The sequence below is a fragment of the Prauserella halophila genome, from assembly GCF_024171895.1.
Classification (GTDB): Bacteria; Actinomycetota; Actinomycetes; order Mycobacteriales; family Pseudonocardiaceae; genus Prauserella; species Prauserella halophila.
Genome location: NZ_JAMTCQ010000010.1, coordinates 354,288 through 379,579 on the forward strand (window position 1 = coordinate 354,288; position 25,292 = coordinate 379,579).

At 68.8% G+C, this 25,292-nt stretch carries 30 protein-coding genes and 1 pseudogene; 13 read left to right on the top strand and 18 right to left on the bottom strand.

Annotated elements, in window-relative coordinates; translation table 11 throughout:
• Positions 1-51: 51 nt before the first annotated feature.
• From LY41_RS14010 to LY41_RS14020, 3 genes are all read right to left on the bottom strand, one after another.
• Positions 52-1,074: a hypothetical protein gene (locus tag LY41_RS14010; RefSeq protein WP_253864435.1), complete on the bottom strand. Its 1,023-nt coding sequence runs from the start codon at positions 1,072-1,074 to the stop codon at positions 52-54.
• 118 nt (positions 1,075-1,192) lie between these two features.
• Entirely contained in the window at positions 1,193-2,065 is an 873-nt protein-coding gene (locus LY41_RS14015) for a lysozyme (RefSeq protein ID WP_253864436.1), read from the bottom strand.
• Between the two features lie 292 nt (positions 2,066-2,357).
• The gene (locus LY41_RS14020) at positions 2,358-2,975 is read right to left on the bottom strand and encodes a type VII secretion system-associated protein (protein WP_253864596.1); all 618 of its coding nucleotides are present in this window, start codon (positions 2,973-2,975) and stop codon (positions 2,358-2,360) included.
• Positions 2,976-3,124: 149 nt separating this feature from the next.
• Between LY41_RS14020 and LY41_RS14025 the strand changes: the two genes are divergently transcribed.
• Complete coding sequence (locus LY41_RS14025; protein ID WP_253864437.1) at positions 3,125-3,508, top strand: sterol carrier family protein; 384 nt, start codon at positions 3,125-3,127, stop codon at positions 3,506-3,508.
• An 11-nt stretch (positions 3,509-3,519) separates the two neighbouring features.
• On the opposite strand, the gene LY41_RS14030 is transcribed toward LY41_RS14025, so the two are convergent.
• Positions 3,520-4,356: an SAM-dependent methyltransferase gene (locus tag LY41_RS14030; RefSeq protein WP_253864438.1), complete on the bottom strand. Its 837-nt coding sequence runs from the start codon at positions 4,354-4,356 to the stop codon at positions 3,520-3,522.
• A gap of 366 nt (positions 4,357-4,722) precedes the next feature.
• Here LY41_RS14030 and LY41_RS14035 point away from each other — a divergent pair.
• The 6 genes and pseudogenes from LY41_RS14035 (at position 4,723) to arfB (ending at position 10,133) form a co-directional block, all read left to right on the top strand.
• Positions 4,723-5,543 (top strand): annotated as a pseudogene (locus LY41_RS14035) (helix-turn-helix domain-containing protein).
• A gap of 362 nt (positions 5,544-5,905) precedes the next feature.
• Positions 5,906-6,142, top strand: a complete 237-nt coding sequence (locus LY41_RS14040; RefSeq protein ID WP_301297057.1) for a DUF397 domain-containing protein — start codon at positions 5,906-5,908, stop codon at positions 6,140-6,142.
• Positions 6,126-6,518, top strand: coding sequence for a hypothetical protein (locus tag LY41_RS14045; RefSeq protein ID WP_253864439.1), 393 nt, complete (start codon positions 6,126-6,128; stop codon positions 6,516-6,518). The genes LY41_RS14040 and LY41_RS14045 overlap by 17 nt, the downstream gene beginning before the upstream one ends.
• 276 nt (positions 6,519-6,794) lie before the next feature.
• On the top strand, positions 6,795-8,333 hold the full coding sequence (purF, locus tag LY41_RS14050; protein WP_253864598.1) for an amidophosphoribosyltransferase: 1,539 nt from the start codon (positions 6,795-6,797) through the stop codon (positions 8,331-8,333).
• A gap of 72 nt (positions 8,334-8,405) precedes the next feature.
• The gene (purM, locus tag LY41_RS14055) at positions 8,406-9,581 is read left to right on the top strand and encodes a phosphoribosylformylglycinamidine cyclo-ligase (protein WP_253864440.1); all 1,176 of its coding nucleotides are present in this window, start codon (positions 8,406-8,408) and stop codon (positions 9,579-9,581) included.
• A gap of 126 nt (positions 9,582-9,707) precedes the next feature.
• Entirely contained in the window at positions 9,708-10,133 is a 426-nt protein-coding gene (gene arfB / locus LY41_RS14060; RefSeq protein ID WP_253864599.1) for an alternative ribosome rescue aminoacyl-tRNA hydrolase ArfB, read from the top strand.
• A gap of 107 nt (positions 10,134-10,240) precedes the next feature.
• Here arfB and LY41_RS14065 read toward each other — a convergent pair whose 3' ends face one another.
• Positions 10,241-11,101, bottom strand: a complete 861-nt coding sequence (locus LY41_RS14065) for a 3-hydroxybutyryl-CoA dehydrogenase (protein WP_308292246.1) — start codon at positions 11,099-11,101, stop codon at positions 10,241-10,243.
• 85 nt (positions 11,102-11,186) lie between these two features.
• Positions 11,187-11,372 (bottom strand): DUF3073 domain-containing protein, encoded by a 186-nt coding sequence (locus LY41_RS14070; protein WP_253864441.1) that lies wholly within the window; start codon positions 11,370-11,372, stop codon positions 11,187-11,189.
• Positions 11,373-11,581: 209 nt separating this feature from the next.
• Between LY41_RS14070 and LY41_RS14075 the strand changes: the two genes are divergently transcribed.
• Positions 11,582-12,469: a DUF8083 family protein gene (locus tag LY41_RS14075; protein ID WP_253864442.1), complete on the top strand. Its 888-nt coding sequence runs from the start codon at positions 11,582-11,584 to the stop codon at positions 12,467-12,469.
• 94 nt (positions 12,470-12,563) lie between these two features.
• Here LY41_RS14075 and LY41_RS14080 read toward each other — a convergent pair whose 3' ends face one another.
• The 3 genes from LY41_RS14080 to ygfZ all read right to left on the bottom strand — a co-directional run bounded on the left by LY41_RS14080 (position 12,564) and on the right by ygfZ (position 15,305).
• Positions 12,564-13,505, bottom strand: coding sequence for an asparaginase (locus LY41_RS14080; protein WP_253864443.1), 942 nt, complete (start codon positions 13,503-13,505; stop codon positions 12,564-12,566).
• The gene (locus LY41_RS14085) at positions 13,502-14,095 is read right to left on the bottom strand and encodes an RsiG family protein (protein WP_253864444.1); all 594 of its coding nucleotides are present in this window, start codon (positions 14,093-14,095) and stop codon (positions 13,502-13,504) included. Before LY41_RS14085 ends, LY41_RS14080 begins: the two co-directional genes overlap by 4 nt.
• Positions 14,096-14,162: 67 nt before the next feature.
• Positions 14,163-15,305 (bottom strand): CAF17-like 4Fe-4S cluster assembly/insertion protein YgfZ, encoded by a 1,143-nt coding sequence (gene ygfZ, locus LY41_RS14090; protein WP_253864445.1) that lies wholly within the window; start codon positions 15,303-15,305, stop codon positions 14,163-14,165.
• 72 nt (positions 15,306-15,377) lie between these two features.
• On the opposite strand from ygfZ, the gene LY41_RS14095 reads away from it, so the two are divergent.
• The gene (locus tag LY41_RS14095; RefSeq protein ID WP_253864446.1) at positions 15,378-16,232 is read left to right on the top strand and encodes an aminodeoxychorismate lyase; all 855 of its coding nucleotides are present in this window, start codon (positions 15,378-15,380) and stop codon (positions 16,230-16,232) included.
• Positions 16,233-16,509: 277 nt separating this feature from the next.
• Here the strand turns inward: LY41_RS14095 and LY41_RS14100 are convergent, their stop codons facing one another.
• The gene (locus LY41_RS14100; protein ID WP_253864447.1) at positions 16,510-17,130 is read right to left on the bottom strand and encodes a heme-binding beta-barrel domain-containing protein; all 621 of its coding nucleotides are present in this window, start codon (positions 17,128-17,130) and stop codon (positions 16,510-16,512) included.
• Positions 17,131-17,507: 377 nt separating this feature from the next.
• Here LY41_RS14100 and LY41_RS14105 point away from each other — a divergent pair, with 377 nt between their 5' ends.
• The 3 genes from LY41_RS14105 to brnA all read left to right on the top strand — a co-directional run bounded on the left by LY41_RS14105 (position 17,508) and on the right by brnA (position 18,784).
• The gene (locus LY41_RS14105; RefSeq protein WP_253864448.1) at positions 17,508-17,906 is read left to right on the top strand and encodes an ArsR/SmtB family transcription factor; all 399 of its coding nucleotides are present in this window, start codon (positions 17,508-17,510) and stop codon (positions 17,904-17,906) included.
• Positions 17,903-18,376, top strand: coding sequence for an SRPBCC domain-containing protein (locus LY41_RS14110; RefSeq protein ID WP_253864449.1), 474 nt, complete (start codon positions 17,903-17,905; stop codon positions 18,374-18,376). The genes LY41_RS14105 and LY41_RS14110 overlap by 4 nt, the downstream gene beginning before the upstream one ends.
• A gap of 171 nt (positions 18,377-18,547) precedes the next feature.
• Complete coding sequence (gene brnA / locus LY41_RS14115; protein ID WP_253864450.1) at positions 18,548-18,784, top strand: type II toxin-antitoxin system BrnA family antitoxin; 237 nt, start codon at positions 18,548-18,550, stop codon at positions 18,782-18,784.
• A gap of 59 nt (positions 18,785-18,843) precedes the next feature.
• Here the strand turns inward: brnA and LY41_RS14120 are convergent, their stop codons facing one another.
• The 6 genes from LY41_RS14120 to LY41_RS14145 all read right to left on the bottom strand — a co-directional run bounded on the left by LY41_RS14120 (position 18,844) and on the right by LY41_RS14145 (position 22,923).
• Positions 18,844-19,509 carry a response regulator transcription factor gene (locus LY41_RS14120; protein ID WP_253864451.1) on the bottom strand — a complete coding sequence of 222 codons (666 nt, stop codon included), beginning with the start codon at positions 19,507-19,509 and terminating at the stop codon, positions 18,844-18,846.
• Entirely contained in the window at positions 19,506-20,495 is a 990-nt protein-coding gene (locus LY41_RS23890; RefSeq protein WP_253864452.1) for a sensor histidine kinase, read from the bottom strand. Before LY41_RS23890 ends, LY41_RS14120 begins: the two co-directional genes overlap by 4 nt.
• Positions 20,489-20,665, bottom strand: coding sequence for a hypothetical protein (locus LY41_RS14130; RefSeq protein ID WP_253864453.1), 177 nt, complete (start codon positions 20,663-20,665; stop codon positions 20,489-20,491). The genes LY41_RS23890 and LY41_RS14130 overlap by 7 nt, the downstream gene beginning before the upstream one ends.
• Positions 20,666-20,693: 28 nt before the next feature.
• The gene (locus tag LY41_RS14135) at positions 20,694-20,846 is read right to left on the bottom strand and encodes a hypothetical protein (protein WP_253864454.1); all 153 of its coding nucleotides are present in this window, start codon (positions 20,844-20,846) and stop codon (positions 20,694-20,696) included.
• 183 nt (positions 20,847-21,029) lie between these two features.
• On the bottom strand, positions 21,030-21,665 hold the full coding sequence (locus LY41_RS14140; RefSeq protein ID WP_253864455.1) for a DUF998 domain-containing protein: 636 nt from the start codon (positions 21,663-21,665) through the stop codon (positions 21,030-21,032).
• A 55-nt stretch (positions 21,666-21,720) separates the two neighbouring features.
• Positions 21,721-22,923, bottom strand: a complete 1,203-nt coding sequence (locus LY41_RS14145) for an MFS transporter (protein WP_253864456.1) — start codon at positions 22,921-22,923, stop codon at positions 21,721-21,723.
• An 80-nt stretch (positions 22,924-23,003) separates the two neighbouring features.
• Between LY41_RS14145 and LY41_RS14150 the strand changes: the two genes are divergently transcribed.
• The gene (locus LY41_RS14150; protein WP_253864457.1) at positions 23,004-23,396 is read left to right on the top strand and encodes an ArsR/SmtB family transcription factor; all 393 of its coding nucleotides are present in this window, start codon (positions 23,004-23,006) and stop codon (positions 23,394-23,396) included.
• Positions 23,397-23,404: 8 nt separating this feature from the next.
• On the opposite strand, the gene LY41_RS14155 is transcribed toward LY41_RS14150, so the two are convergent.
• The gene (locus LY41_RS14155; RefSeq protein ID WP_253864458.1) at positions 23,405-23,815 is read right to left on the bottom strand and encodes a hypothetical protein; all 411 of its coding nucleotides are present in this window, start codon (positions 23,813-23,815) and stop codon (positions 23,405-23,407) included.
• Between the two features lie 233 nt (positions 23,816-24,048).
• Positions 24,049-24,540, bottom strand: a complete 492-nt coding sequence (locus tag LY41_RS14160) for a DinB family protein (protein ID WP_253864601.1) — start codon at positions 24,538-24,540, stop codon at positions 24,049-24,051.
• Between the last annotated feature and the right edge of the window lie 752 nt (positions 24,541-25,292).

Below are 25,292 nucleotides of genomic sequence, written 5' to 3' on the forward strand. Positions count from 1 at the left end.
ACTGCATGAGCACGGACTCGCCGCATGAGCACGGACGTCTCCGTCTTCTCGTCAGCCCTCGTCCGGGATGTACAGGATGAGCCCGTCGATACACAGGTCCCCGGCCGTGGGGTCCCGAACCGTTTCGATGCGGTACTCACTGCGGTCACCGTCGGAGTGGGTCACGATGAGTTCCGCCGAGGGCTCCTTCGCATCGTCGTCGACGGACGTGATGCGGAGCCGCTTGCCGTTTTCGATCATCGATTCGCCCGTGTTCACGGGGCCAGGACAGCCGAGGCTCGTGGCTGTCGCCGTATCGCCCGAGTTGACGGCCGAGACGAACTTCTGCCCCAGCGTGCGAATGTCGGTGATGCCGGTTGTCCGGCCGTAGTTCTCGTCGGTCGGCTCCGGAGTCTCGACCTCGCTGGACGGAGCAGGTGCCGACGACGTCTCCTCGCCGAGGATCAACGGCTTGCTGAAGCTGTCCGCACAGAACATCTCGGTGCCGTCCTGTTGCCGGAAGCCGATGATGCCACTGAATTCGTTGCCGCCGCTGGTGACGCCGTCGTATTCGACCATGCCACCGGTCTCGTCGAGCCTCTCCACCTTGCGGACGGTGATGGACGACTTCTTGGCCAACATCTCGTCGGCGTCTTCCTCGACGTCGTCCTTGTGGCCATCGCAGAACGCCGCGACCAGCGCGTCGCTGTCACCGCGGTTGACGGCCTGAACCAGGGCCGTGGCCAGCGCGTCGGCGGTGGGGTAGGCAGCGACATCGGCTTCGGCCCGTTCGCTCGAGCCGCCCTCGTCGGCCGCGGCCTTGCCGGAGCCGCCGGTCTTGCCGGATCCACCGGAGTCGTCGCCGCTGAGCAGGAAACCCGGCGCGACCCAGGCGAGGATCGCGAACACGCCGAACAGCACCGCGACGCCGCCCAGTGAGAGGCCGACGATCAGGCCGGTCTTCCGCTGCGGCCCGCCGCTCGGATACCTGCCGGGGCCGCCCGGAAACCCGCCCTGTTGCGGGAATCCGCCGGGCGGGCCCTGCCAGCCGCCCTGCGGGCCGGAAGGCGGTCCGGGCTGTGGTGGGTACGTCACGATTCTCTCCCCCAGGTGTCGTGAACGGTGAGTTTCGCACAGCCGGCCCGGCACGCGAGCAGGCCCGGCGCGGGTGGTGTGCACCACGCCGACGCCGGGCCTGCCGCAGTGGAGTCGATCAGCCGTTCGCGAGCGCCTGCAGTCTGTCGTAGGTGCCGTTGAACGAGTTCTGGTCGAGCGGACTGGATGTGTACTGCCAGAACGTGTGGTATCCCCAGCCGTTGGGCAGCCGGCCGACCGAGTCGGAGTACCGCGCGACCCAGAGCGGAACGGTGTCGCCGAACGTCTGTGCCCAGCCGACGCACTTGTTCCACCAGCTCGTCGACGTGTAGATCACGGGCGAGCGGCCGGTCCGTGAGCGGTACGTGTCGTGGAAGTCGCGGATCCACGAGCCCATCTGCGCCTGGTTCATGCCGTAGCACGGATCGCTGCCGTACGGGTTGTACTCCATGTCCAGCGCACCGGGCAGCGTCTTGCCGTCGCCGGACCAGCCCCCGCCGTTGTCCACGAAGTAGTTCGCCTGTGCCCGCCCGGAGGACGAGTTCGGCACCGCGAAGTGGTACGCACCGCGGATCATGCCGATGTCGTACGAGCCGATGTACTGCTGGGCGAAGTACGGGTTCGTGTAGCTGGTCGCCTCCGTGGCCTTGACGTAGGCGAACCGCTTGCCCTGGCCCCACCAGTAGTCCCAGTCGACGTTGCTCTGGTGGCTGGCGACGTCGATGCCGGCCACAGTGGCCTGTGCCTTCATACCGTCGGCACCGACGCCCTGCGGTCGCATCGCGGCCGCGGTCGACGGCGACGAGTCGTCCCCTTCCACCTTTGCGATCTGCGAACCCATTGCGTGATTGCCGATCTCGAATGCATCCGTTTCGGAGTTCGGCTGCGTTGCGTTCGCTGTTGTGGTCAGCGCACCGAGCAGGAGTGCACTGACGGAACCGGCCACGACGGCGGCACGTATCCGCCGCCGGATTCTTCGTGCAGTGGACATGCGACGTATCCCTTCACAATGTGCCCTCGCGGTGAACGACCTGCTGCAGGTAGCCGTTCGGTCGTTGATTGTTATAGGGGGCCGCGAACTTTGTCACTAGTTGGCGTGAAAATTCCACTACGGGTGGGTGATACACATCTGGAATTGCGCCGGAGCACGAAAAACGCCCACTCGCAGTGCGAGTGGGCGCCGTTCGGGTGATGTTGTGGCGAGGAAAAGACACTCGTTCTGATTCGTTCGAGTGACGCCGGTTTCCCGTTTTCCACCTCGGGTACAAGAGGCCGGGTGGGCGTTACTGCTCCTGTGCGAGTGAGTGCCGCAGATGGTGTGCCGGGATCACGGCAGTGACGAGATCGTGCGGGTTGACGGCCAGCGGGTGATCGCCCAGCAGATCGACGATGTCGCGGCCGAGGACCGCGCGCGCGTGCGGCCACTCGGCGGGAACCAGCGACTTCTGCGTGTAGGCAGGCACCAGGATGCGCCCGTCGGCGTTGTGGAACCCGATCACGGTGCGCTGCACCGGCGAGAGGGCGTAGACGAACAGTGTCGCGTCCAGGACCATCGGCGGCAGGTCCTCCGCCGGGTGGTGGTCGGTGTGCACCAGTTGCAGCAGCCGCTCCAGATCGGAAGCGGGTTCCGGGTAGCCGAGCGCCTTCGGGGACGGCCGGTACCGGTCGTTGGGGTGGAAATCCTCCACGATCTCGCCTTCGTTGTTCACCGGGTAAGCGCCGACGACCGCCCAGGAGGGAACCCGGCCCGCCGGGTCGAAGGCCTCATCGATCACGTACAACCAGCTGTTCGGGTTCGCGCGCGCGTTGGCCCGCATCTCCTTGGTGATCTTGGGATTGTGGCCAGGCCGGTGCTGGGGCTCACCCGGTACCAGCCGGTTCGCGTCGTCCCGCTGCTCCATGTAGCTCTCCACGTTCACTGCCACGCCGCCTGCACTGACGTCGGCCTCTCGGCCGCACTGCCGCCGCAGTCGTTCCGCCCGCAACAGCGTCTCCCTGTCGCCTGCGGCGGAAGTGTCCGCGCCTGCCGCGCCCACTCTAGTGTGGACACATGCCCGCATCGCGCTCGGTCGACCCCGAAGAGTTACGAGAAGCCGTCCGGACCGTGACCGCCTGGCTGGACGGAACCGATCCCGCCGAGCCGACGCGAGCGCAGCTCGCTGCCGCCGTTCGGCTGAGCCTGCGCACCCTCGCGGCGGTCGCTCCGGGCAACAGCGTCGAGGTGCGCGTTCCGCCGCTCGGTGTCGTCCAGTGCGTCGACGGGCCGAAGCACACGCGCGGTACGCCGCCGAACGTGGTCGAGACCGATCCCCGCACCTGGCTCGAACTCGCCACGGGCAGGCGGCAGTGGACGGACGCGGTCGACGGTGGCCTGGTCGCCGCGTCCGGCGCCCGCGCCGACGTCTCCCACTGGCTCCCCATCGTGGCCGTCTGACCGGCTTTCCGTCACGGCTTGCGGGCGACGCCTCCCGCGATGCAGTGCTGCGCCTCGTTGAGGGGCGCCAGCCGCGGGCCGTCCTGCCACCAGTCGGCGAGCCGGATGACGCCGGGCTCGACCAGTTCGAGGTCGCCGAACAGGGCGCGGATCTCGTCCAGGGTGCGGAACGTGCCCGACCCCATCGGGCTGTGGCGGAACTTGTCCTCGGCCCGCCGCGCCATCGGCGTGTGCTCGTTCTCGGGGTCGAGGAAGTGGCTGATCGCGACGTACGAGCCGGACGCCAGGCGGTCGTAGTAGCGCTGCATGAGTTCGGCAGGCGCCTCGGCCGGACCCTCGTAGTGGTGCAGGGTGCCGATCTGCAGCAGCGCGATCGGCTGCGTGAGGTCCAGGCGAGCGCGCACGATCTCGTTGTCGAGCACGTCGTCGGGGTCGAAGATGTCGCTGCCCATCAGCGAGGTCTGGTCGTTCTCCTCCAGCAGCGCGCGGCCGTGGGCGAGGACGACGGGGTCGTTGTCGACGTAGACGACCTCGGCGTCGGGCCTGACGCGCTGGACGACCTGGTGCGTGTTCTCCGCGGTGGGCAGGCCGGATCCGCAGTCGAGGAACTGGGTGATGCCGGTCTGCTGCGCGATGAATCGCACCGAGCGGATCAGGAAGTCGCGGTTCTCGATCGCGAGGTGTTCGGCGTACGGCGCCTCGGTGAGGACTCCGTTGCGGACCTTGCGGTCGATCTCGTAGTTGTCCTTACCGCCGAGGAAGGCGTCGTAGACACGTGCGATGCTCGCCCGGTTGGGATCCACCCCTACGGGTTCGCGCTCGGTCTGTGGGACAGGTCCGGTGGACACGTGAGGGAAACCTCGCCTTCGCCTGGGGATGTGGAGCGCACACAGGGTAGTCGGACCAACGTGTGAGAGTAAACACCACCGGCTCGGCTACCGGACTTGATAGCCCGGCCGGGGGCGCCTACGTTGAATGTCCGCCTGATTCTGCTGCGTTACGATGATCGTTCCAGCTGACGACAGGCACGTGTGGGTTACTGACTTGTGGATGAAGGGGACGGAACGGTCGATATGACACCCGGTTCAGAGGCTTCGTGGCCGCCCGGGCCGTCCGCACCCGATACTCCCCCGGCAGCCCAGTCGGTCCCGTCGGCGCGCCCCGCGGCGGGCGTGCCGGATGCGTCCGACGACAAGGGCCCGACCGCACGGCGCATGATCCTCGGTTCGCAGCTGCGCAGGCTGCGGGAGGCCGCAGGCTATTCCCGTGCCGATGCCGGCTACGAGATCCGCGCGTCCGAGTCGAAGATCAGCCGGCTCGAGCTGGGCCGCGTCAAGTTCAAGGGACGCGACGTCGAGGACCTGCTCACGCTCTACGGCGTCCGTGACGAGACACAGCGATCGGCCTTCTTGGAGCTCGTGGATCAGTCCGCGCAGCCGGGATGGTGGCAGAAGTTCAACGACTACATGCCCCGCTGGTTCGACGACTTCGTCGGTCTCGAAGAGGCCGCGGCGCGGATCCAGACCTACGAGCTGCAGTTCTTCCCCGGTCTGCTCCAGACACAGGAGTACGCGAGAGCGATCATGACCCACGGTCTGCCGGAGCACGCCTCCGAGGCGGCAGACGCGCGGGTTCGGGTACGGATGCGCAGGCAGCGGCTGCTGTTCCGGCCGGATGCCCCGAAGCTGTGGGCCGTGGTCGAGAGTCGGTGCTGCATCGGCCGATCGGCGGCCACGATGTCCACCGCGCGCAGCTCGAGCAGGTGCTCGAGTTGACCGAGATGCCGCACATCACCGTGCAGGTGGTGCCGTACGAGCGCAGTGGTTATGCCGCGGAGGGTGCGTTCACGCTGCTGCGGTTCTCCGAGCCGGAGTTGCCGAACATCGGCTACGTCGAGCACATCGCGGCAGGCGTTTACCTCGACCGGTCCGACGACGTCGAGCTCATCGGCCGTGCTCTCGACCGCCTTGCCGTCGACGCCGAGACGCCGGACCGCTCCCGGCAGCTGTTGGCCAAGGCGCGCGCCGACTCCTGAACCCCGGCCGCCGGCGTCGACCGGAGGTTTCGTAACAGCACGTGTGCTGCAAGCACGCTGTGTGATCCTTCGTCGTGCCGGGGGAAGTTCGAGCCGGCGTCCCGCACGGTGCCTACCCGCTCGCCGACGAAGATCCACCGCTCGTCGCAGCCACGCCTCCGTTCGTCGAGCCGGGACAGCTCTCGATTTTCGGTGTGAGCCGCTGACCTGCGGTTTCTCCGTTGAGTTGCTTCGGTGTGAATAGCATCATGAGCTTCTGCACGTGCATTCACACGAGCACTAACGCGTGCTAGCTTCGGTGCACACGTCAATGCACGTGCAGATGCATCCTCCAGAGGTTGAAAGTCGGGAAGGTGAGGATCATGCAGCTGATCGAGAACGGTATTTCCTCGGAGCTACTCACCGGCGCGCAGTGGCGCAAGAGCCGGTACAGCGGCGCGATGGGAAACTGCGTCGAAGTGGCGCCGCTCTCCGGTGGCGACATCGCCATGCGGAACTCCCGCGATCCTCAGGGTCCGGCTCTCGTCTACACCCGCGCGGAGATCGATGCTTTCGTGGCAGGCGTGAAGGACGGCGAGTTCGATGACATGCTCGCCTGAACTCGCTCCCAGCGAGGTCGAGGCGACGCTCGGCAGGCTCATCGCCAGCGGCTACCGCTTCGTGCACCCCCGTGACGCCGACGGTGAGCTCGTGACCGTCGTCGGGGTCCGGATGCACGAGAAGGTGGTGGACGTGGTCCGGCTCGACGCCGAGGACGACGTCACCGCGACCCGGATGCCGTACGATGAGCCGGACGTCCTCGAACCCAAGCAGGTGCTGTGGCAGCGCAGCGGCGACATGGAAAGCGTCGTCGACGAACTGCTGGAGCTGCCGGACGACGAGTGCGCCGAACCGGCGTCGTCGCTCCGGACGGGCAGGGGTTGCTGGGTGCCGAACGGATCCGGCCGCGCGAAGTGGCTGCAGGCCACGGCCTGACTCGACCGGACCGACAACTCGATACGACAAGCCAACCTGAACGCGGGCCCGAGTATGGGTGCAGTCGGCCCCGCGGCTCGACACGGCCGGTTTTCCGCCGTGTCCCCAGGTCGGTGCTCAGACCGCGGCGGCGCAGTGCACCTCCCCCCTCGTCGCTGTGACGCCCGGTCTGAGCGCCATCTCACCCCGAACGGGCCGCCTCCACGGACTAGACTGGAGGCGGCCCGTTCTCGTTCTCAGGGGAGTCCCTCGGTGCACAACGACAGGTACGACAACCTGCCCGGTGACCACCACGAACCGTCGGCGGAGTCGGTCACGGACCCGGCTTTCGAACCCGAAGCCGATCCCCGGGAGGAATGCGGCGTCTTCGGAGTCTGGGCACCGGGCGAGGAGGTCGCGAAACTGGCGTACTACGGGCTGTACGCGTTGCAGCACCGTGGCCAGGAGGCCGCGGGCATTTCCACGGGCGACGGGCGCCGCGTCGTCGTGTTCAAGGACCTCGGCCTGGTCAGTCAGGTGTTCGACGAGAAGTCGCTGTCGTCGCTGCAGGGACACGTCGCCGTCGGGCACTGCCGTTACTCCACGACCGGCGGCGGCAGCTGGGAGAACGCCCAGCCGACGTTCCGCACCACCGGCGCCGGCACCGGCATCGCGCTCGGCCACAACGGCAATCTCGTCAACACCCACGAGCTGCACGAGCGCGCCCGCGAACTCGGCTTCGTCGGCAACAACGGCGCCACCACCGACTCGGACCTGATCTGCGGGCTGCTCGCCGCGACCGCCGCCGACAAGGGTGTCGAGGCCGCGGCCGCCGAGCTCCTGCCGACGCTGCGCGGCGCGTTCTGCCTCACATTCTCCGACGAGTCGACTTTGTACGCGGCGCGCGACGCACAGGGTTTCCGCCCGCTGGTTCTCGGCCGCCTCGAACGCGGCTGGGTCGCCGCGAGCGAAACCGCCGCGCTCGACATCGTCGGCGCATCGTTCGTCCGCGAGGTCGAACCCGGTGAGCTGATCGCGATCGACGCCGACGGCATCCGCTCCACGCGGTTCGCCAGCCCGGAGCCGAAGGGCTGCATCTTCGAGTACGTCTATCTGGCGCGGCCCGACACGTCGATCTCCGGCCGCAGCGTCCACGCCACGCGGGTCGACATCGGACGCAGGCTCGCCGACGAGTACCCCGCCGACGCGGACCTGGTCATCCCCGTGCCCGAATCCGGTACGCCCGCCGCGATCGGCTACGCGCAGGCGGCCGGAATCCCCTACGGCCAGGGCCTGGTCAAGAACAGCTACGTCGGGCGCACGTTCATCCAGCCGTCGCAGACGATCCGCCAGCTCGGCATCCGGTTGAAGCTGAACCCGCTGCGTGAGGTGATCCGCGGCAAGCGGCTCGTCGTCGTCGACGATTCGATCGTGCGCGGCAACACTCAGCGTGCGCTGGTGCGGATGTTGCGCGAATCCGGCGCGCTCGAGGTCCACGTGCGGATCGCGTCGCCGCCGGTGCGCTGGCCGTGCTTCTACGGTATCGATTTCGCCTCGCGTGCCGAGCTGGTCGCCAACGGCGCCGATCTCGACGGGATCCGCCGTGCCATCGGTGCGGATTCCCTCGGGTACGCGTCCGTGGACTCGCTCGTCGCGGCGGCCGAACAGCCACGTAACCGGGTGTGTGCGGCGTGCTTCGACGGCGAGTACCCCGTGGCGCTGCCGGACGAGGAGCTCATCGGCAAGCACATGCTCGAGAACCTCGGCGGTGCAGCTGAGGAACTGCCCGTCACCGGAGCGGGGTACGGTGCCGAGGACGCCGTCGGGCGTCCGTAGGTTGTCGCCCCGAAGGGCACCTTGGGGCACACCGCGTGCCGCAGTAATGCCGAGTGAGGAGTCCGCGTTCCGATGAGCGAGTCTGGCCAGGAGCCGGTCGTTGCCGACCGCGGTGTCGAGAAACCCGGTGTCGAAAAACCCGGTGCCGAGAAACGCGGTGCCGACGACGCCGGCGCAGAGGATGCCGGTGCCACGTATGCCGCGGCGGGTGTCGACATCGACGCGGGCGACGACGCCGTCGAACTGCTGAAGCCGCACGCTGCGCGCGCGACGCGCCCGGAGGTCATCGGTGGGGTCGGCGGGTTCGCCGGCCTGTTCTCACTGAAGCTCGACCGCTGGAAGGAACCGCTGCTGGCCTCGTCGACCGACGGTGTCGGCACGAAGATCGCGGTCGCACAGGCGCTCGACAAGCACGACACCGTCGGCATCGACCTGGTCGCGATGGTTGTCGACGACCTTGTCGTGACCGGCGCGGAGCCGTTGTTCCTGCAGGACTACATCGCAGTCGGCAAGGTCGTGCCCGAGCGGATCGCCGCGCTCGTCGAGGGCATCTCCGAGGGCTGCGTCCAGGCGGGCTGTGCGCTTCTGGGTGGTGAGACCGCGGAGCACCCCGGCATGATGGCCGAACACGAGTACGACATCTCCGCGACGGGCATCGGCGCCGTCGAGGCGGCCGACGTGCTCGGCCCCGACCGGGTGCGCCCCGGTGACGTCGTCATCGCCATGGGTTCCTCCGGCTTGCATTCGAACGGTTACTCGCTGGCTCGGCATGTGCTGCTCGACGTCGCACGACTGCCGTTGGACGGGCACGTGGAGGAGCTCGGCCGCACGCTCGGTGAGGAGCTGCTCGAACCGACGCGCATCTATGCCAAGGACTGCCTCGCGCTCGTCGCCGAGGCGGGGGTTCGCACGTTCTCGCACATCACCGGCGGTGGTCTCGAGGCGAACCTCGAACGTGTGTTGCCGCAGGGACTTGTCGCCCACCTCGACCGCGGTTCGTGGACGCCTGCACCCGTGTTCGCGGTGATTCAGCAGCGTGGCCGCATCGAGCGGGTCGAGATGGAGAAGACATTCAACATGGGCGTCGGCATGGTCGCGGTCGTCGCGGCCGAGGACGTCGACCGTGCGCTGGCGGTACTCACGGCGCGGCACGTGCCCGCATGGGTGCTCGGCGAAGTCAAACGGGCCGACGGTGACGCCGCCGACGGTCCGCGTGCCGTGTTGTCGGGCGACCACCCGCGATTCTGAGTACCCCGGCTCCCGCCCGGCCCCGACCGCGGTTCCCGCTCCGGCCCGGCGCCCGCTGGTCATCCGCCGATCACCGCCGCCGAATTCGCTCGACACGCTCCGGCCGAACGGGTCATCGTGGCTGATGTGAACGAACTGCGCGTGACGTCCCGCTTCGCCGTCCCCGAGAGGGAACTGTCGGAGCGGTTCTCGCGCGCTTCCGGCCCGGGTGGTCAGGGCGTGAACACGACGTCGTCGCGCGTCGAGCTGTCGTTCGACGTGGCGCGATCGGCCGCGGTACCGGAGTCGTTGCGGTCACAGGTGCTGACGCGATTGGATCGGCGGCTCGTCGGCGGGGTGCTGACGGTCGTGGCCGCGGAGCATCGCGAGCAGCTCCGCAACCGTGAGGCGGCCCGCGAGCGGTTGGCGAACGTGCTGCGCGAGGCCGCCGCACCGCCGCCGAAGAAGCGCAAGCCGACGAAACCGACGCGGGGTTCGCAGGAACGTCGCATCGCTGCGAAGAAGCGGCGCTCGGACGTCAAACGCAACCGCCGCGCCCGCCACGACGACTGACCCGGACCGCATCCCGCGTCGTCGGCGCCACATGGTCGCCGGTGTTGCGGGTTCCTCTGGAACCCGCAACACGGCTTCTGGAACCCGCAACACGGGTCCGGGGTGGATCAGCTGTAGTCGTAGAAGCCGCGGCCGGACTTCTTGCCGTGGAGGCCGGCGTCGACCATGCGCATGAGCAGCGGCGGAGCCGCGTAGGTGGGCTCCTTGTACTCGTCGTACATCGAGTCCGCGATGGCCTTGATCGTGTCGAGGCCGACCATGTCCGACAGCCGCAGCGGCCCCATCGGGTGTGCGGTGCCCTTCTCCATGCCCTCGTCGATGTCCTCGGCCGAGGCGAATCCGGCCTCGTACATCCGGATCGCCGACAGCAGGTACGGCACCAGCAGGGCGTTGACGATGAAGCCCGCGCGGTCCTGGCAGTGGATCGCGGTCTTGCCGAGCGTGCCCGTGACGTGCTCTTCCGCGCGTGCCACGACGTCGTCGCTCGTGCGCACCGACGCCACGAGCTCCACGAGCGGCAGCACCGGCACCGGGTTGAAGAAATGCACGCCGACGACGTGCTCGGGTCGCTGGGTCGCCATGCCCAGCTTCATGATCGGGATGGAGGACGTGTTCGAGGCCAGGATCGCGCTCTCGTTCGTCACGACCTCGTCGATCCTGCCGAACAGTTCCGTCTTGGCCTGCTCCTGCTCGAGGATGGCCTCGACGACGAAATCGCGGTCGGCGAACGCCTCGATGTCCGTGGTGAACGTCAGCCGCCCGAGCGTCGCGTCGACGTCGGCGTCGGCGATCTTGCCCGCCTTCGCCGCGCGCTGCAGCGACTTCTCGATCTTGGCCTTCCCGGCGTCCAGCGCCGACTGGCTGACCTCGTTCACCACGACGTCCAGCCCTGCCCTCGCGTGTACTTCGGCGATACCCGAGCCCATCAGGCCCGCACCGACAACACCGATCCGCTGGATTTTCGGCACGTTCTCTCCCTTGAGGTTTCATTGGGCACGCGGAATGCGGGGGTGGTCACCGATCGCTCGGTGCCACCCCCGCATTTCGCGTGCGTCATCGACGGTAGTCGTCGTACCCGTCGTCGTACGGGTCTTCGTACCGATCCTCGTCCTCGTGGCCGTTCTGGTCCGAGTTGCTCGACAGCTCTCGTTGAAGTGCTTCGAGATCCGTGGTGGGAACGCTGTACTTGAGCTCCCGGGCCACCTTCGTCTGCTTGGCCTTAGCTCGGCCGCGCCCCATGGCTCGACCCCCTTGCGCAGGGGCGGGGCGGCCGGGGGAAAACGGCGGCCCCGCGTCGTCTCGACAACTATTTCCTAGGGGACACCGTACCGTGTCCCCCGGCCCGGACGCGACGTGGCGCGGTGTGCGTGACGCGACACTTACGAAGATCACGTGAGAACCGGCCAGCCGATGCTCGCACCGGCTCGGCGACGTGCCAGGATTCCGGGGTGCTCCGACCATTCGTCGCCTATCTGCGGGTTTACGAACCGCTCGTTGCCTTCGGCGAGCCGCCGGACGAGCGGCTGTCCCGTGCGGTCGAAGAGGCCGCGCTGACCCGGCCCGACGCGGGCGAGCGTGAGATGGTCATGTGGCTGAGGTCACAGACCGGTGAGACGCCGCGGATGTTGCCCAAGCAGTCGTCCTCGCTGCCCGACGTGCTGGTGCTCGATGCCGAGGACGTGCCGACCGAGGGGAGCGCCGAGGTCGGGCCCGGCCCGCTCGTGTGCCCGCTGGAGATCCGCCCGCGGTCGGCGGCCGCGCTGGTCGGCTTCCTCGGCGAGGCGCATCCCGCGTTGCGGGGTGCCGTCGTCGACGCGCTGGGCGCACCGGAGGACCGCATCAAGTCGCGGGCCAACTCCGCGTTGCGTGACCTCTACGGGACGTCGATGCACGTGCTGTCGACGACCTGGACCGTCCCGTTGCCGTGGTTCTCGCTCGTCGATCCGCGGCAGTTCCGGCTGGAGCTCGGCTCCGGTCGAGGTGACCCGAAGCGTGAACTGTCGTGGCGCGCGCCGATGACGGACGCGCTGCGCCGGGTCGGCGAGGCCGAGGAGCTGGTGGGCAATGCGCTCGGCGAGGACGCGGGGCCGGTGCAGATCCTCAGTGAGACGCATCGGTGGCTGGCGAACTTCCACCCGGCCTCGGCGGTCGAACTCGACTACGGCGGGCTGGTGCAGCTCGTCGACGACCTGACTCTCGAGTCGGACACGTCCGCCGACGAGGTGCACATGCTGCTCGAGGCGCTCCGCAACGGTGACGTCGACGAGGTCGGCGAGATCTTCCAGACGCTGCGTGACTACTGGGGCGAACTCGCCGCCCGCGAACGCTTCAACTGAGAGTGACGACCGGTCGTGCCCCGAAGATGCCCCGAAGGGCACCTTCGGGGCGTTGAGCGCCCCCAAGGTGCCCTTCGGGGCACTGGCGCAGTGATCAGTGCAGCGCGTCCGTCAACGCGGTAGTCACGCGGAGTGAGCCGACGTCCCGGTTCGCGCCCGTGACCACGCCCGCACCGACGGCCATGCGTTCGACTGCCTCGCCGGACGGTGTCTCGTCGAGTAGTCGCAGCGCCTCGACGAGGATCGGTTCGCGGGCGCGCGCACTGCCGTCGGACACCTTCAGGGCCACGGCGGTGCCGTCGGCCAGTGCGAAGGCGTGCACGCCCTCCGCGCCGCCCTTCATCAGCAGCCCCGGCACGGCCTCCATCAGCACCGTGTCCTCCCGGCCGGTGCCCGCGACCAGCCACGGATGCGCCCGCATCGCGTCGGCCACCCGTCGCGGGTTGCCGGAATCCGCCGTCACCAGGCGTCCGAACGCGCGTGCCAGGCCGGTCAGCGAGTACGCCAGCAGCGGCGCTCCGCACCCGTCGACGCCGGTCCACGCGATCGGCTCGCCCGTCAGCTCCGCCACCGTCTCCGCGATCGTGGTCTGCAGCGGGTGCTCCGGGTCGGTGTAGGTCCCCGTCGGCCAGCCCGCCGAGACGCACGCCGACAGCATCCCCGCGTGCTTGCCGGAGCAGTTCATCGAGGCCCGGCGACGTTCGGCGGCGGGCCGGCCGCGAGGCGTGTCGGGTGGGCACTGCAGGTCGTCCTCGCCGAGTCCGGCCTTCGCCAGCAGCGTCAGCGTCCGCTCGGCGTGTTCGGGCTCGCCGTTGTGGGACGCGCACACCAGCGCCAGGTCGTCGTCGGAGACGTCCAGCCCGGCGTGCAGCATGCCGAGTGCCTGCAGTGGCTTGTTCGACGACCGCGGGTACATCGGTTCGTCGGCGTCGCCGACGGCCGCACGCACCGTGCCGTCCGGTGCGGTCACGACGAGGCTGCCGTGGTGCACGCTCTCGACGAACCCCGAGCGCACCACTTCGACGAGCGCGGTCATGCCCGGCCGCCCTCGTCGGTGGAGCCGGTCGCGGAGCGCTGGGAGTCGAGCAGCTCGTCGACCGAGGCCGTGCCGTGTGCGTACCGGCCGGCGATCTCGGCGTTGAACGTGTCGACGACCGCCTGCACTTCCCGCCTGCGTTGTGACACCGATTCCTCCTGCTGCCGGTACGACTCGAGCGTCTCGGTGAGGCGATCGTCGCCCAGGGACACGACGTCCGACAGGTTCGCGTCGCCGACCAGCGCTTCGGCGGCGCGACGGTACTCGCCCGCACGCGTCGGTTCGAGCGTCTGGTGCCTGCCCGAACCGGTCGCGGGCCCGAGGGCGTTGTCGGACAGGATCGCGGTGAGCTGGGCGACGACGTCCTCGTCGCCGGGGGTGTCGGAACTGCGCCGCAGCTGCTCGGCCTTGACGATGTCGATGCGGGCGTGCAGCAGTCTGCGCAGGTAGGAGAGGTCGGTCTCCTCCTGGGCGGCCTCGTCCCGCCGCTCCCGCAGCGTCGACAGCGACAGTGCCTCCGGCTCGCTCGCGTAACCGGGTGCTAGGACGCGGTCGATCCGACGTCGCCCGCCGGGCCGGACTTCGATCACGGATTCATCCTGCTCTACGTCGTCGATCTGGGCCAGAGGCCGGACACCTCCGGGAGCGGAGATCATGTCAGCCCCGCAGTCGCGCGACGGCCTCGCGCCCCGGCGCGGCGCCCTCGTCGGGCACCGAGTCCGGGTCGATCGCGGCCTGGGGAGTCTCGTCGCCGGAGCCGGTGAGGAGTTCGGCATCCACCGGAGTGGATCGTTTGACCAGGGCCAACGCGATCGGGCCGAGCTCGTGGTGCTGGGCGACGCTGCCGACACGGCCGACCGTGCGCTCGCCGCGCAGCACGGGGTCGCCCGCCTCGGGGTAGACCTCCATCGATCCGTCCAGGTGCAGCAGCAGCATGTTGCGAGGCGGCCTGCCGACGTTGAACACCTTCGCGACCGTCTCCTGCCCGCGGTAGCAGCCCTTCGCGACGTGGGCGGCCGAGCCGATCCAGCCGACCTCGTGCGGGATGGTGCGGTCGTCGGTGTCGACGCCGACGCGCGGCCGCTGCGACTCCACGCGCAGCGCGTCGAACGCCCACGAGCCTGCGGGGCGCGCACCCGCGTCGGTCAGGCGCTTCCAGATGTCGACCAGATCGGCGCGCGGGACGAGCAGGTCGATGGCGTGCGGCCCCGGCCACGGCATGCGGCGTGCGAACCCGCCGCCGGGCAGTGCGGCGATCGCGTACGGCTCGGTGGGCAGTTCCAGAGGTGCGTCGCCGCCGAGGGCGGTGAGCGCCTGGTCCGCGTCCGGCCCGAGGAGTGTCAGCAGGGCGTAGTTGTCGGTCGCGTCGCGGATGTCGACGTCGGACCAGAACTTCATGGCCTGCAGGTAGTCGATCAGTGTTTGCTTGCCGCCGTTCGGCATGGCGCTCGTGGCGTGCGAATCCGGGTCGGTGTCGAGGTGGACGACGTCGCCGGTGTAGCCGAGAACGGTGTGCGCGTCGATGTGGCCGTGGGCGTCGAGGACGAGGGCCTCGGTGCCGGTGTCGGCGGGCAGTTCGGTGACGTGCTGCGACAGGACCAGGTGCAGCCACGACAGGCGTTCCGGTCCGCCGACGGTGATCACGTGCCGGTGCGACCGGTCGACGACAGCCACCCCGCGCGTGGCCGTGCGCTGTTCGGCGAACGGATCACCCCAGTGCCACGGCACGCCCGCTTCGGGGTGGTCGTCTGGTGCGGCGACGGCGCCCGGCAGTCCGGACAGGGGCGAGGAATAGGTCATACGGCGATCGTATGTCGCCGAGCCGCTCCGATGGTGGGTAGCGCCACCCGGACCGCTGGGTACGGTGAAACCATGCGCGTCCTCGCTTTCCTCGACGGAACCTTCGCCGACCCCGACCAGGCCCACATTCGCATCGACGACCTCGGCCTGATGCGCGGTGACGGCATCTTCGAAACGATCCTCGTCACGAACGGAGTGCCGCGGGAGCTGGACGCGCACCTGGACCGGTTCGCGCGGTCGGCGGCGAAAATGGACATGGCTCCGCCGGACCGCGAGGCGTGGGAGCGCGTGATCGGCCTGGTCATCGACAACTGGCCGCGGGAGGTGGAGCTCGCACTGAAGATCGTCCTGACCCGCGGGATCGATGGTGACCCGGACGAGAAGCCGACGGCGTTCGCGTACGGCACGGACATCGCGGAGTCGACGAGGAAGGCGCGGCGCGACGGCATCGGCGTGGCGACGCTGAACCGCGGGTTCGAGGTGGACCTGATGGAGCGTGCGCCGTGGCTGTTGCTGGGTGCGAAGACGTTGTCGTACTCGGTGAACATGGCGGCGCAGCGGGAGGCGCGGCGCCGTGGTGCCGAGGACGTGATCTTCACCAGCACCGAGGGCTACGTGCTCGAAGGCCCGACGTCGAACGTCGTGCTCGCGCGCGGCGGCACGCTGTACACGCCGCCGCCGGCGAACGGCATTCTCCCGGGTACGACCCAGGGCGACGTGTTCCGTGCGGCCGAACGGGCGGGCTGGAAGACCGAGGTGGCGCAGCTCAAGACCGAGGAGCTCGGGTCGGGTGACGCTCTGATGCTCGCGTCGTCGGTGCGAAAGCTGACGCGGGTGCACACGCTCGACGACGTCCGGTTGGCCGACGATCCCGCGGTGTCGATCCACGCCGAACTGGCGGCCGCCTACGACGCGCAGTACGAGTGACCTCCTCGCCCACCTGCGTAACAACAAGGCGCAGGTGGGCGAGGAGCGACCACGCTGAGTGGGCCGGAGGTCGGCGGAAGAACGCCCCCAAGGGCACCTTCGGGGCGTTCAACGCCCCTATTCTTCCCCTCGCTCCTCTGCCGGACGTCGACGGTGCGATGGGAAGATTCGGGGCGCTCAGTGCCCCCAAGGTGCCCTTCGGGGCATCCAGGAAGGTGCAGAGGTTCGGCTGAACGGGGGTCGTTCGGAGGGGTGAGCGGAGTGGGGTGGACGGAACTCAGCCGACGACGCGCTCGAGGACGAGGGAGACGTGCGGGGTCATCGGATGCCCCATCATGGCGCGTTCCTCGACGTAGCCGAGGTTGCCGCTGCCGTCGGGCATGATCCCGTACAGCCGTTCGGCGGCCGTGACCTCCTTGGCTGTCTGCGACCGCACCACGGCGTCGGTGGCGAGCTGCCACGCCGACTGCCCGCGGGTCTGGCCGTAGAAGAGTTCGATGACGCCGGACGAGTGCGACAGCACGAGCTCGATCGTGTCGTCGGCCTGCGGACGCCAGAACCCGGTCTCGCGTGCGGCGGACCGGATGATGTTGCCGTCCGCGTCGAGCAGCCACGACCGCGCCTCGTGGTACAGGAACGGACGTCCGTCGTGGGCGATGGTGAGCTGCTGCGCGACGCGCGCGGGCTCGTCCATCGTCGGGTAGTTGACCTCGCCCTCGCCGCGCCACACACCGATCAGCGGCAGCAGCGCCAGGCACGCGTCGTTGAGGTCGGCGCCCTCTCGCAGGTTGGCCGTGTCGCCGGTGATCGGCAGATCGTCCAGCTGCGGGATGTTGCGGTGTGCCGTTTTTTCAGCGCGTTGCGCTGCGGCCTCGATGGCCTCGTCGCCGCTCGACATCGGGTAAGCCTTACTCAGCGTTGGTGACGGATGCTGACCGGGTGCTCTCGGGTGCTGTCGCTGATCTCGCGCGTTGTCGCTGCGGAGCCGCGTCGGCTCAGTTACCGGCGTACAGCCGGTAGACGACGTAGCCCGCGAACCACATCGAAGCGATGATGGCCAGGATCAGCAGCGTCGTAAACAGAATCTCCACGCGCGGAAGGATAGCGCCCACTCCCCGGTTCGCCCGAGTCCCGGTGCCACCTCGTGAGCACGGTCACCGGTTCGGGTCGGCTCCCTCGTCGCGTTCACCAGGGGTGACGTCGGCTCGCGCTCGGCCGCCCCCGCGAAACACTTAACCCTTGCGTTAACTGTTTTGTGCGGCAATACTTAGCCATATGGCAAAGCTTTCGACGCCTGCGGTGGGTCCGGTCCCGGCCGAACCCGAGCTCGACGACGTTTTCCTGGCGCTGGCCGACCCCACGCGGCGTTCGGTGATTCACCGGCTCGGTGCCGGTCCTGCCGGCGTCGGCGATCTGGCGGCAGAAGCCGCGATGACGCTCCCTTCCTTCCTGAAACACGTGCGGATGCTCGAGCGCAGCGGTCTGATCAGGACCCGTAAGGACGGGCGGGTGCGCACCTGCGAACTCGACCGGGAGCGGCTCGGCGTCGTCGACGACTGGCTCGCGCAGCAGCGGCGGCTCTGGGAAGAGCGCACCGACCGGCTCGAACGCTTCGTCACCGCTAATCCCGATACCGGCGGTCACGGCACCGCCGACGAGAGGAACGAGTCATGAATCCCGAACTCGACTTCACCGTCGACCGCATCATCCGGGCGCCGCGGAAAGCCGTGTGGCAGGCGTGGACCGACCCGGACAACCTGGCGCAGTGGTGGATCCCGGAGCCGATGCACTGCCGGGTCGACCGGCTCGACGTGCGCCCCGGTGGCGCGTTCGTGACGCGCATGAGTGAGGACGGCACCACGTTCTCGCCGCACCTGGACGCCTGTTTCCTCGCGGTCGACGAGTTCGAGCGCATCGTGTTCACGAACGCCGTCGACAGCGCGTGGCGGCCTGCCGATCCCGAACCCGTCACGCTCGTCGCCGAGATCACGATGCGGGATCACCCCGACGGCACCGACTACCGGATCGTGGTTCGCCACCGCGATCCCGAAGGGCTCGCCCGCCACGTCGAACTGAGTGCCGACACCGGCTGGGGCACCGTCGCCGACCAGCTCACCCGCTTCGCCGAGCGCGCCGCGGGATGAGGTCTGCCGGGTGATCGCCGCGGGCGTGTGCCTGCTCGTACAACCGATGAGCCTCGGTGGCTCGTCATCGGCATGATCGGCGGAAAGCATGGTCGGCGGTCGTGACGTACCGAGGTGGCCGAACGAGGATCATTTCGGTCCGCCGAGCGCGTAGCGAGGAGGTCACGCTCTATGAAGGCCGAGGAGTTCGACGAGCGTTTCGGCCGTGGCGAGGACGTGACCGGTGACCTCGACCTGTCCAGGGTCAAGCGTCCGAACGTCGAGCAGCGGCGGGTCAACGTCGATTTCCCGACGTGGATGATCGAATCGTTGGACAGCGAGGCCAAGCGGTTGGGTGTGACTCGGCAGTCGGTCATCAAGGTCTGGATAGCGGACCGGCTGGAGCATCCGGGGCACCACGCGGCATGACCACCGGGGCGTCGACGACGTCGTCAAGCTGATCGTGGACGGCTGACGGTGGCGGGCAGTCAGTCGTCGCGGCGGCCCGGTGCGACGAGGCCGGTTTCGTAGGCCAGCGCGACGAGTTGTGAGCGGTCGCGGGCGTCGAGTTTGGTCAGCAGCCTCCCGACATGCGTGCGCGCGGTGGCCGGGCTCATGAACAGGCGCTCGGCGATCTCCCCGTTGGAACGGCCCGCGCCGACCTCGGCCAGCACTTCGCGTTCCCGCTCGGTGAGCACCTCCAGCCGATCGGACGCGACCGGAACCGGCTTCTCGGCCGCGGCCCGCATGACCCGCCGGGTCACCGACGGCGACAGCAGCGCGTCGCCGCGGGCGACGATCCGCACCGCCTCGCGCAACTCGTCCGGGGTCGTGTCCTTGAGCAGGAATCCCGCCGCACCGGCGCGGATCGCCTGCAGAATGTTCTCGTCGGTGTCGAACGTGGTGAGCACGACGACCTGCACGGCGCGCAGCTGCGGGTCGTCGACGATGCGCCGCGTGGCGTCCAGCCCGTCGGTGCCGGGCATGCGGATGTCCATCAGCACCACGTCCGGCTGCTCGGCGGCGACGAGCGCGACGCCGGTGTCCGCGTCGTCGGCCTCGCCTGCCACGTCGATGTCGGCCGCCCGTTCGAGCAGGGTTCGCAGCCCCGCGCGGATCAGGTGCTGATCGTCGACGAGCACGACCCGGATCACGAGTCGCCCCGCGCGGGTATGCGCGCTGTCACATCGAAGCCCTCTCCCGGCCGGGTCCGTATCCGCAGCGTGCCGCCGAGCAGTGTCAGGCGTTCGCGCATGCCGGTGATGCCCCAACCGCCGGCGGGGTCCGTGGCAACTGTGCCCCGGCCGTCGTCGCTCACCCGCATCGTCACCGCGTCCTCGCCGTAATCCACGTCCACGGTCGCCGTGGTGGCGCCGGCGTGCCGCAGCACGTTGCTCAACGCCTCCTGCACGACACGATAGGCCGTCACGTCCGACACGACCGGCAGCGCGCGCGGGGTGCCGGTCGTGCGGACCTCGACGTGCAATCCCCCTGCGGTGGCGGTGTCGACGAGTTCGCCGAGCCGGTCCAGCCCGGGACGTGCGTCGGCGCTCCCCGGATCGCGGTCCTCGGCGTCGGCGTCCGGGGTGCGGAGCGCGTCGACCGTCGCGCGCAGTTCCCGGCCGGCGTCCCGGCAGGCCGTGCGCGCCGCGGCGAGTGACCGCTCCGCGGTGGCGGGCTCGTCGTGGAGCGTCTCCCTGGCGACGTCGGTGTGCAGCGAGATCACCGACACGGTGTGTGCCAGCAGATCGTGCAGATCGCGCGCGATTCGCATCCGTTCCTGCTCGACCCGGCGGGTCGCCTCGACTTCCTGTTCCAGGGCGGCCGCTGCGGCTTGTCTGTCCAATTCGGCCCGCCATCCCCTGCGGGATCGCACACTGTCGCCGAGCGCGATCACGGCGAGCATCAGGGTCGCCGAGGTGGGCGTTTCGAGGCCGAGCACGTACGACAGGTTGTCTCCCTGTCCGATCCGCACCACTGTGGACACCGTGAGCAGCGTCAGCGCCGTGCCGCACGCCCAGTAGAGCCGGCCGCATTCGGCGGCGGAGTAGGGCGCCGCGGCGACGGGAACGGCCAATCCGATGGGCGGATAGGAGAGCATGTAGTAGCCGAGCAGCGCGACGGCGGTGACGATCAGCACCGTGACCGGCAGGCGGCGGAGCGGAGCACGGCGGCTTCGACGGCCGGTGACAGCGCGCCGGCGAGGTTGCCGCCGAGCTCGGGAGGTTCGTCGTGGGCCACGTGCCACAGCGCCTGGTGCACGACGCCGAGCACGATGCCGTAGACGGCTCCGACGGCCGACAGCGTCAACAGCGGGGACGGGAAGGACGAACGCCACCTACACGGCGAGTGGTACGAACACGAGCAACCCGTTCAGCACTGCGGCGACAGGTCCGAGGTCGTGCGCGATCGCCCGCGGTGCGCCCAGCATCGCCAGGCCGACGACGGTGAGCGGTGCGAGGCCGACCCGTGCGCGGAGGCCGGCGGTCATGGCAGGACCCCGGCAGCACTCCGGCCGTGTTCCGGCCGCGGTGCGTGTCGCGTGATCCCCATGGTGTTCCTCCTCATCGGCACGAACGGACGGTGACTCCGGAAACGCTAGGCCGGAGCCGTTCGACGGGGCATCCGTCACGACGCGCTCACCGCGTACGTGTTTCGACGTACGCACGCGACGTCAGTTGCCGTTGATCGTCCCCGGATGCCGGGCGGGAGCCCGGTTGTCGCGCTGATCCCGTGCGAGACCCACCAGTAGCACGGCATGTGCGGCGTGGGCGCTACCGACGATCAGCCGCTCGATCAGGCCCACCGGAAGCACCTGCCACCACGACGCCTCGTTTGCGCTGGTGATCCCCACGGTGCCCAGTACCACCGCGAACCAGCACAACGACGTGACGGCGAGCCCGCGTGCCAAGCGCCGCCGGGCCGCCGAGCCGGGGAAGACCACCCGTGCGCAGAGAAGGACGGCGAAGGGCAGGGACACGAAGGCGACCACGCTCGCGTAGAAGTGGATCCGGCCACCGACGGTCGGTCCCGCCGACCAGTCGATCTTCGGGAACACAACGATGATCAGCAGACTGACTGTCCACAGTGCACCGAGCACCACCGCTGCGCGATGGGCGCCGCGCCGTGCGATTCCGGCGAACGTGACTCCGGAACCGGCAGCCGTCAGCAGCACCGACAGGTCGAAGATCCACTTATGTGGCCCGAGGGCGTATTCGCTGATGGTGCGCCGCAGCGGATCGATCTCACTGGTCGGCGGGACGAGGTGTAGCCCGACCAGCAGGGCCGCGCCGACGGCCAAGGCGGACACGCCGCACCCGTATACCGATCGCCAGGCCGATGTTGTCACTCCGATCCGGGTCATGTCAGTCGGCGGCGTTGGCCCGGTAGGCGGCCGTGCCGAGGATCAACCCCAGCGCCGCCAGCGCGACTGCGAGCGTTGTGACCGCCGGCTGGATGCCCCACCCGCTGACCGCATAGCCGGTGACGACGGTGAGAACGGCGGCGGGAAGGTAGGCGCTGATGTTCAGCGCGGCGTTGCCCTCGGCGCGGCGGTCGTCGTCGACGTGCTGGGCGATGAGCCGGAGACCGCCCAGCTGACCGAGTCCTTGTCCGCAGCCCGACAGGAGCGCCGCCGCAACGAACACGACGGGGCTCTCGGTGTGGAGCGTGGCCACGACGGCGACCATCGCCAGGACCGTGCTGCTGCTCCCGAGCGCGAAGAGGCGAGGCACGGCGAGCCGAGTGAGGACGAGCTGCGATCCGGTCGCGGCGAGGAACATCACGCACGCGGCGCCCCCGGCCAACAGGGGTGACGTGTTCCCGACGGCGAGAACCAGCAGCGACGGCCCCAGCGACAGCACGAACGACGTCGCCGTCAGCCCGGGAGCGAAGACGGCCGCACCGCTCGAGATGTGTTTCCGGTTGCGGCTCGGAACACGTGGCAGCCGGGGCCACACGGGCCCGCGGGCACGACCGGCCGGGCGTTCCAGCGGCAGGCCGACGTAACCGATGAGCGCGACGACCAGCAGCGCGATGTTGACGGTGAACACCCAACCGACGGGCTCCGGTGTCAGCTCGTAGACGAGTCCGCCGAGCAGTGGGCCGAGACCGGAGCCGAACACCATCGCGATGGACGCGAGCATCGACGTCAGGTGTCGTCGGTTCGTCCCGCCGAGGTCGACAACCGCGGCCATACCGGCCGAGACCACGATGCCGACGGCAACGCCGACCGAGAACCTCGCCACGATCAGCGTCACGACGCTGCCGGCTGTCATGAACAACGCAGCCGAGATCAGCGCAATCACGATCCCCGGAACGACGACCCGCTTGCGGCCGTATCGATCCGACGCCCGCCCCGCCACCAGCAGTGTCATCACCAGGCCTGCGATGTAGGCGGCGAACACCACCGTCAGCGTTCCCGAGGAGTAGCCGAGCTCTTGCTGCCAATACACGTACAGCGGGGTCGGCGAATTGGACAGGGCGAACACCGCCGCCACCGCCCATGCCGCTCTGGCCAACTGCCACCCCGACCCGGCACGAGTCGCGGGTTCGCTCACCACTGTCACGCCCAACCTCCATGTACGAGAATTTTCGTACTGGAACGTAGCAGTACGAAGATATTCGTACAACTTGCTATGATGGGTGCATGGGCGACACTGCGACCGAGAGGCCACCGCTCCTGCCGGAGCCGTCGATCGAGGAACTGCGCCTGGAGGCGGTGATGGGTGCGCTCGCCGACCCGCTCCGGATGACCGTGGCGCGCAAGCTCCTGCTGGAGTCGGACGAGTTCGACCACCCGTGCGGCTGGTTCGGCTTCGACCGGCCCAAATCCAGCCTCACGCACCACTTCAAGGCCCTCCGCGAGGCCGGCGTGATCCACCAACGGCAGTACGGACTGGAGCGCCGCAGCCGACTGCGAACCGAGGACCTGAACGATCGATTCCCCGGCCTGCTCGACCTGATCGCGTCGACGGCCGGGGACGGGGAATCGAACCCTTCGTCACCTGCGCACAGGCCCGAGGCGCCGGGGACGTCCTGACCCGGGGCCTAGTTGTCGGCGTCGATCGTGGCGTGCGGCTTCCGGTCCCGGCACTCCACGGTGACGTCGACGTCCCGTTCGTCCGATTCGAAGGTCAGCTCCGCCTCGTCGTCCGGCCCGTCGTCGATGTCGTCGGCCCGGAATCCCTGCGCGGGGCTCCACGACAGCAGTGAGGCCTGCCCGTTCCGGGCACAGGCGGCGACCACGGTCCCGCCCGGCGTCCGCTCGACGTGACGTGCCCGTGGCCGGTCGCCGGAGCTTTCGGAGTCGTCCGGATCGGGCAGGGCCGACGGTGCGGGGCCGGTCGGCTCCGCACCGACCTCGGCAGGGTCGGCCATCGGCGGGCCGGGCGCGACGGCCCCCGTGTCCCGGCCCGCGTCGTCGGAATGCGGGGGTCGTTCTTTTCGTGGCCGGACCACGACGGCTGCGTGGTACACCGGTGACGAGCACGACGTGCGCGGTACCAAGGGAAAAGCTAGGCACGCCGAAGTAATGAAGAAACCGTCGGCCGGTGGAGCGGCATAGGCGATGCTCGCTGGGCGGGCCCTGATCGCCGGCGCAGTTCCGTTGGCCGCGTCGAGCCGCGGCGGGTACGAGCAAAACACGTTCGTCGGCAGCCTTGCGCGAGGTCGAGCGGTTTTGGCGGCTGAGGTTATCGCGAACTGTGCTGGTCGATCTGTTCGCGAAGGATATCGCCGTGCCCGGCGTGCCTGGCGAATTCCTCGATCATCGCGAGGAGCGTCCACCGCATGCTGACCGTTCCCTCCCTCGGATTGTGTTTCGTGTCGTCGAAGTGGAATTCGTCGGAGATCGCACGAGATCGCCGGCTCGCGCGTTCGAACTCGGCGATCACCTCGGCCAGCGGCTCGTTATCTGCGACGGTGAAGGTGCCCTCGTCCCGTTTCGAGTATCCGTCGCACTCGGACTCCTCTAGTCCCGCCCAGAACCGCTGGAACCAGATGCGTTCGGCGGCAGCGGCATGTTTGATCAAGGAGATCGGTGTGGTCAGTGACGGTACGAGTTGCCGACGGGCCTCGGTTTCGGAGAGTCCCCGTGCTGTTTCGATCAAGGATTCTCGGTTGCGATCGAGCATGTTCTCGATCAGCGTGCGCTCGGCGCCACTGGTGATTCGCTCAGGGCTCATGGGTTTCACTCCGTTGTCTTGCGTGGACGACGAATCCGTGGGGTTCGGCTGTGGGTCGACCGTGTCGGTCAAGAGGTTTCGGTCGGGCTCGCCTGGTCGGGTGTCCGAGCACGGACGTCTCATCCCGGGACGTGGAAGAGCCGGCGACGTCGAAAGCGGCGGTGCAAGCACCGTCGTGATGCGCGGGCAGCGGGTCGACGGGGAATGCTCCGGTCGAGTCGCGGTCGATGACGCGATGCCGATGCCGGACGTGAGGCTGGGAACGCGGCTGCTGTCGTGACATTCGAAGGTACGCCGAGTAACGCGACCAGACAGCCGCCTGCAGGTGAGGCCGGGGCGCTCTCGAACGGAGCCCCGCTGACCTGGTGGGAAGTGGTGGGCCGCCTGGGACTCGAACCCAGAACCCGAGGCTATACGATCCGGAGTTCGCGACGATTCCGGATACACCGGAATGTGTTGGCACAGTTGGATTTTGGCGCTTCGGTAGCTTGCATCCTTCTTGAGTAACACGGGCCCGTTGTCGTTGATTAAGGGCAGTAAAGGGGCAGCTCTGCTGGTGCTCGAGGGAGGCCCTGTGGCATTGCGGGCAGGCTGGACCTGCCCGCCGACTCCTGCCCGCAGGGAGCGCGGGTCCCCTGATGCAAGGCTCGCGCCCGGCGGGCGCGACCGTGTAGTGGCTTGGCCTTGTATCTGGGGCAGCGACCGTACAATCCAGGGCCTTCCTCGAGCACCAGAACGCAGTGAGCACTGCT

Bases quoted from the DNA above. Each gene is read 5' to 3' on its own strand.
- LY41_RS14015 (WP_253864436.1), bottom strand. From the start codon at position 2,065: ATGTCCACTGCACGAAGAATCCGGCGGCGGATACGTGCCGCCGTCGTG.
- LY41_RS14020 (WP_253864596.1), bottom strand. From the start codon at position 2,975: ATGGAGCAGCGGGACGACGCGAACCGGCTGGTACCGGGTGAGCCCCAG.
- LY41_RS14025 (WP_253864437.1), top strand. From the start codon at position 3,125: ATGCCCGCATCGCGCTCGGTCGACCCCGAAGAGTTACGAGAAGCCGTC.
- LY41_RS14040 (WP_301297057.1), top strand. From the start codon at position 5,906: ATGCAGCTGATCGAGAACGGTATTTCCTCGGAGCTACTCACCGGCGCG.
- LY41_RS14045 (WP_253864439.1), top strand. From the start codon at position 6,126: ATGACATGCTCGCCTGAACTCGCTCCCAGCGAGGTCGAGGCGACGCTC.
- purM (WP_253864440.1), top strand. From the start codon at position 8,406: ATGAGCGAGTCTGGCCAGGAGCCGGTCGTTGCCGACCGCGGTGTCGAG.
- LY41_RS14070 (WP_253864441.1), bottom strand. From the start codon at position 11,372: ATGGGGCGCGGCCGAGCTAAGGCCAAGCAGACGAAGGTGGCCCGGGAG.
- LY41_RS14080 (WP_253864443.1), bottom strand. From the start codon at position 13,505: ATGACCGCGCTCGTCGAAGTGGTGCGCTCGGGGTTCGTCGAGAGCGTG.
- ygfZ (WP_253864445.1), bottom strand. From the start codon at position 15,305: ATGACCTATTCCTCGCCCCTGTCCGGACTGCCGGGCGCCGTCGCCGCA.
- LY41_RS14095 (WP_253864446.1), top strand. From the start codon at position 15,378: ATGCGCGTCCTCGCTTTCCTCGACGGAACCTTCGCCGACCCCGACCAG.
- LY41_RS14100 (WP_253864447.1), bottom strand. From the start codon at position 17,130: ATGTCGAGCGGCGACGAGGCCATCGAGGCCGCAGCGCAACGCGCTGAA.
- LY41_RS14105 (WP_253864448.1), top strand. From the start codon at position 17,508: ATGGCAAAGCTTTCGACGCCTGCGGTGGGTCCGGTCCCGGCCGAACCC.
- LY41_RS14110 (WP_253864449.1), top strand. From the start codon at position 17,903: ATGAATCCCGAACTCGACTTCACCGTCGACCGCATCATCCGGGCGCCG.
- brnA (WP_253864450.1), top strand. From the start codon at position 18,548: ATGAAGGCCGAGGAGTTCGACGAGCGTTTCGGCCGTGGCGAGGACGTG.
- LY41_RS14135 (WP_253864454.1), bottom strand. From the start codon at position 20,846: ATGACCGCCGGCCTCCGCGCACGGGTCGGCCTCGCACCGCTCACCGTC.
- LY41_RS14150 (WP_253864457.1), top strand. From the start codon at position 23,004: ATGGGCGACACTGCGACCGAGAGGCCACCGCTCCTGCCGGAGCCGTCG.
- LY41_RS14160 (WP_253864601.1), bottom strand. From the start codon at position 24,540: ATGAGCCCTGAGCGAATCACCAGTGGCGCCGAGCGCACGCTGATCGAG.